We start from the raw sequence: 5323 nt of genomic DNA, 5'->3' as shown, positions 1-5323 counted from the left end.
GTCGGAGCGCCCGGCTGGGAGCCGCCCGGGTCCGGCGTCGTGGTCCCCGGTGCGGGGGCGGGGACGGAGGGCGGCGCCGGCGCATCCACCGGGCCGGGCTCGGAGGTGCCCGGAGCGATGCCCGTGCCACCCGGGTGGCGCTGGGACTCCGGCCCCACGGGAGGCGCGTCGGTCTGCGCCGAGGGCGGGCCCACGCGGAAGACGACCTTCGAGCGGTTGGAGACGAGGTCCCCGCCGGTGCGCGGGTTGCGTCCGCGGCCCTCGAAGGCGAGCGTGTACGTTCCCGGCTTCGAGAAGGTCCAGTTGAAGTGGCCGTGGGCGTGCGGGGCGACGGCGAAGGAGGCGTGCGCCGGGTCCGTCGAGGAGAACGCCCGCTGCACTCCGGTGGCGTTCATGGAGAACACCTCCACGTCTCCCGGGCCCTGCACGTCCACGAGATGGATGCGCAGGGCGGTGATGTCCGCGCGGGAGGCCGGCACCTCGCCGGCGCCGATGCCCACCCACACGGGCTTCCAGTCCCCGTAGAGGGCCTGGGGGGCGTTCCAGAGGGTGGTGCCGGGAGCGCCGAGGAAGCTCAGGTCCCGTCCCTCGCGGGGCTCGGGCACCGTCAGCTTGGAGACGTCCACGCCCTCGTACAGCTCCTCCTGGACGTCGATCACGACGTCGTCGGCCGGGACGAGCGTGTTCTGCCCCTCGATGAGGTCCAGCCGCAGGCCACGCTCGTCGTCCCAGTGCAGGTGGGTGGCGTCCACGTGGGTGTGGTGCAGGGCCCGGCGCGCGGGGGGCTCGGCCGCGGCGGCGCCCGGGGCACCCGCGACGGCGCCGCCCAGCGAGCCGCCGAGGAGGAGCCCCACGACGGCGACCGCGGCCCCGGCGCGTCCCAGGCCACGGACCCGCGCGGGCATCCGGCGCGGGGCGGGGGCGGTCCCGCCCCCGCGCGCGGAGCGGACGGCACGAGGACGCGTGCGTCGCACGGCCAGCAGACCGTGACGGGGGCCGGCCACCAGTGCCATGAGGAAGAGGGCGGCGGCTGCCAGCACGATCGCGGCACCGGCCGGGACGTCCCACGTCCACGCGGCCCACAGGCCGATCAGGGCTGCGAGGGCGCCGAAGGCGGGGCCCAGCACCAGCATGGTCCGCCAGCGGTCCGTGCACAGCCGCGCGGCGGCCGGGGCGGCCACGAGCAGCGCGACCACCAGGATGTTGCCGACCACGTGGACGGACATGACGATCGCCAGGGTGACGAGCAGGTTGAGGGCGAGGTCGAGCGCCACCACGGGCAGGCCCTGGGCACGCGCGGACTCGCGGTCCAGGGCCACCGTGAGGAACGTGGGCGTCAGCCACGCGGTGACGGCCACCAGGGCGGCGCCGAAGGCCGCCAGGACCGGCAGCTCCTCGGCGGGCACGGACATCACGGAGCCGAAGAGGAACCCCTCCAGGGAGCCGGTGTAGCCGCGCGCCCGGGAGAGCAGCACGAGGCCCAGCGCGAACGCCGCCACGAAGCAGATGCCGATGGCGGAGTCCTGCGTCACCCGCCTGCTCTGCGCGGCGAGGGTGAACAGGACGGCGGTGATGACGCCGGCGACGGCACCGCCCAGGAGCACGCTGCCGCCCAGCAGGACGGCCACGGCGATCCCGGGGAACACGGCGTGCGCCACGGCCTCCCCCACGAACGCGTTGCCGCGCAGCACCACGTGGGTGCCCACGACCGCGCAGACCACCGCCGCCAGGACGGAGACCGCGAGCGCGCGCGGCAGGAAGTCGAGCTGCGGGTGCAGCAGGTCGACGAAGAAGTCAAAGGGCCGCACGGGCGTCCTCCCTCGGGATCGTTCGGATGGGGGCGTCCCCGGCCGGGGCCGGGAGCAGGTCGGGGTGGAGGCCGAACACGGCGTGCACGGCGGGGTGGGTCAGGGCGGTGTCGGGCTCGGCGTCGACCCGGACGCCGCCGTCGACGACGACGAGCCGGGTGGCCACGCGCAGCAGGGCGCGCAGGTCGTGGGTGGTCATCACGACGCCGACCCCCTCCTCCGCCAGCCCTCGCAGGAGCCCGTCCAGGGCCAGCTGGGTGGGGGCGTCCACGCCGGTGTAGGGCTCGTCCAGCAGCAGCACCCGCGGCTCGCGCGACAGGGCTCGGGCGATCAGGGCCCGTTGGCGCTGGCCGCCGGAGAGGTCCGCCACGGGGCGCTCGGCCAGATGGGCGACGTCGGCACGCGCCAGGGCGGCGTCGATCGCGGCGTGGTCGCCGCGGCGCAGCGGCAGCCCGGGCCGGCGGCGGGTGCGGCGGCCCGTGGCCACCAGGTCCCGCACGCTCATGGGCAGCTCCCACGCCGTGGCGTGGCGCTGGGGCACGTAGCCCACGGGCCCGCGCCGGTCCAGGACCGCTCCGGACCAGCGCACCCGGCCCGCGCTGAGCGGGACGAGGCCGAGGGCCGCGCGCAGCAACGTCGTCTTGCCGGCGCCGTTGGGGCCCACGACGCCCACAAGCTCCCTCGCCCGGACGGCCAGGTCCACGCCGGTCAGGATGCGGCGCCCGGCGAGGTCGACGTCGACGCCCTCCCAGGCGATCAGCGGCGCGGCGCTCACCGGGCGCTCCGGCGCGCACGCGCGGGGCGGGTCCGCCGCCCGGCCAGCCCCACGATCAGGCCGGCGACGGCGAGCACGCCCGCCGCTGCCGCAGCCCACCACACGGCGTCCGGGACGCCGCCCTGCGGACCGGATGCGGCGGCGCCGTCCACGGTGAAGGCGTCCTCGACGTCCGTGGCGTCCCCCACGGCGAAGCGCAGCACGCGGGTGTCCCTCAGCTCGGCGCCCTGGGGGGAGGTGGTCACCGCCGAGACGGTGAGGGCGTACACACCGGGGCGGGTGAAGACCCAGTTCGCGTGGGTGTGGGTGTTGGCCTCCGCGAACACGCGCTGGCCACCGGGCTGCTCGGAGTCCCAGAGCACCTGGGGCCCCTCGAACGCGCCCGAGTCCACGTACATGAGCATGCGTCCCGGGCCCTGGGCAGACTCGAGCCGGAACTCGACGCCGCGGGTCATGGCCGCCAGCGCGTCCGGGTGCTGGGTGCTCCAGCCCGGCCAGGGCATCCGGTCGTCCTCGACCTGGGGCAGCACGAAGACGGGCGTGCCCGGCTCCTCGCCCAGGAACGCGTAGGCCTGGTCCTCGGGCACGGGCAGGCGCGCGGCGTCCGGCACCCGCAGGACCGTCTGCTCGGCGGTGCGCCAGACCGGCGTGGCCTGGGAGTCGTCGCGCAGCTGCAGGGTCCATCGGCCGTCCACCACACGCGGGCCGATGTCCACGTGACCGGCCTCGATCACATGCCGGTCCGAGGCGGAGGCCTCGTCCGCCGTGACCGTCTGGGCGAGGCCGTCCGTGCCGTCCACGACGCCGGACGCCGCGGAGGGTGCGGTGGCCGGGGACAGACCGGAGACCGCTGGAGTGCCCACCGCCGGAGCGGCCGTGCAGATGCCCAGTGTCGCCGCAAGGGCGGCGGCGAGGGAGGCGAGGGCGGTCCGCGGGACGGGTGCGGGGGTCGAGGGGGTCATGGCCGGGGCCTCTCGGTCGGGGCCTGGGCCGGGTCGGCCAGGCACGCGTGGACGGTGGTGACGGCGCGGGTCAGCAGCGCCGCGTAGGTGGGGTCCGCGGGGTCGGTCACGTCCCCGGTCAGCTCGCACACGGGGACGTCGGCCGCCGCCGCGACGCGGCGCAGGACGGCGTTCTGCCCGTCGTCGCCGCCCTCGGCGAACACGGCGGGCACATCCAGGTCCCGCAGGGCGGCGGCGAGCCGGCCCTGACCGCGCGGGCCGGGCTGGGCCGCCGTCGCCGGCACCGCGAACCCGGCCACCTGGAGATCGAAGGCCCGCGCGAAGTAGGCGTACGCGTCATGGGTGGTGACGAGGCGGCGGCGCTCGGGCGGCAGGTCCGCCAGGACGGCCGAGAGCCGTGCGTGCAGCTCGCGCAGACGCTCACGGGCGGTGGCCGCGTTGCGGCGGTAGTCGGCGGCGTGGCTCGGGTCGGCCGCCACGAGGGCGCGCTCGACACGGCTGGTCCACGCGGCGACGTTGTGGGGGTCCAACCACACGTGCGGGTCGAGGCTGCCGTGGACGTGGTTGCCCACCACCGCCTGCGGCAGCAGGTACACCTCGGCGTCCACGGGCCCGAGGAACCGGTAGGCGGTGCTCGGCGGGACGCCGGTGACCGCCTTCGGCGTCACCGCGAGCACGACGTCGGACGCCGCGAGCGTGTCCACGCCCCCGCGCGTGCCCTGCCGGTCGGCCCGCACGGCGACCCGGCGGGAGTCCGGGTCCATGACGAGGTCGGCGTGGCCGGCGTCCACGACGCGGCGCCCGGCCAGCTCCGGCTCCTCCTGCGGGGCCCGCCCCACCATGATCGTCACGTCGGTGGCCTCGGTGACCGGCGTGCCGGCGTCGTCCACCGCGCTCAGCGTCAGGGTGTAGCGTCCCGGGCGTGTGAACGCCCAGCTCAGATGCGTGTGTGCGCCGCCGGGCAGGGCGAGCTGACCTCCCGGGCGGCGGGAGTCGAACACGGCCTCGACCGTGCCGAAGGTGCGGGTCAGGAACGCGTGCGCGTCGCCAGGGCCCTCGGCGCGGTCCAGGCGCAGGTGCAGGGCACGGCCGTCCGCGGCATCGTTCCGGGCGCCCAGCCAGAGCTGGTCGAGGATCGGGTTCTCCACGACCGGCAGCAGGTCGATGCCGTCCTGGGCGGCGCTCTCGGAGAGCTCCACGAGGCTCGCCTCGGCGGGCAGCGTGGAGCGCAGCAGGCGCATCTGGGCTTCCGGTTCGAGAAGCAGGTGCGTGGAGAAGGCGAGGTCCGCGTAGGCGACGTCGCGGGCCTGGCGCAGCGTCGGCTCGTAGGAGTGCGGGTCCCGGCCGGCGGGGACGATCGAGGTGACGTCCGCGTGCTCCCCCGCCACCTGGCGGACGACGTCGGCGATCACCGGGGTGGTCGTCACCACGCGCAGACGGTGGGCGGGGGGCTCGGCCTCGGGACGGGCAGCGCCGGTGAGCGGCGCGCAGCCGGTCAGGGCGAGCGCGCCCGCGGCGAGGGCCGCGAGGAGGCGACGCGTGCTCATCGGGCGCGCGCGATCCGGTACACCAGCGCCCCGAAACCCAGCAGGACGGCGACGCCGCCGGCGCCCAGGAGCAGCGAGGGCCAGTGCGGGGCGGTGCCGCCGGAGGCGGAGGCCGGACCCTGGACGGGGCCGAGGGCGGTTAGGCCGCCGGTCCCTCCGGGGGACGGAGCAGCCGCGGCCCCGGAGGCGCCGACCGGCCCGGCGACCGCTGCCCCGGCGACGGCCGGGGCG

Annotated in this window: 4 protein-coding genes and 1 pseudogene; all 5 read right to left on the bottom strand. The window is 76.8% G+C overall.

The annotated features are described in order from the left end of the window. Nucleotides 1–1808, bottom strand: a 1808-nt coding sequence (locus Q4D18_RS10870) for an anchored repeat-type ABC transporter permease subunit (protein ID WP_303128292.1), incomplete at its 3' end; no start/stop codon positions are given. Beyond that, nucleotides 1795–2583: a metal ABC transporter ATP-binding protein gene (locus Q4D18_RS10865; RefSeq protein ID WP_303128291.1), complete on the bottom strand. Its 789-nt coding sequence runs from the start codon at nucleotides 2581–2583 to the stop codon at nucleotides 1795–1797. The genes Q4D18_RS10865 and Q4D18_RS10870, both read right to left, overlap by 14 nt. Continuing rightward, nucleotides 2580–3545 (bottom strand): choice-of-anchor M domain-containing protein, encoded by a 966-nt coding sequence (locus Q4D18_RS10860; protein ID WP_303128288.1) that lies wholly within the window; start codon nucleotides 3543–3545, stop codon nucleotides 2580–2582. The genes Q4D18_RS10865 and Q4D18_RS10860 overlap by 4 nt, the downstream gene beginning before the upstream one ends. Beyond that, entirely contained in the window at nucleotides 3542–5092 is a 1551-nt protein-coding gene (locus Q4D18_RS10855; RefSeq protein WP_303128285.1) for an anchored repeat ABC transporter, substrate-binding protein, read from the bottom strand. The genes Q4D18_RS10860 and Q4D18_RS10855 overlap by 4 nt, the downstream gene beginning before the upstream one ends. Then, a pseudogene (locus Q4D18_RS10850) lies at nucleotides 5089–5323 on the bottom strand (hypothetical protein); the annotation flags it as partial. The gene Q4D18_RS10855 and the pseudogene Q4D18_RS10850, both read right to left, overlap by 4 nt.

This window comes from Micrococcus sp., assembly GCF_030523875.1.
Lineage (GTDB): Bacteria > Actinomycetota > Actinomycetes > Actinomycetales > Micrococcaceae > Micrococcus.
The sequence above is the reverse complement of the archived record's forward strand: the minus strand, read 5'-3'. Positions and strand labels throughout refer to the sequence as shown.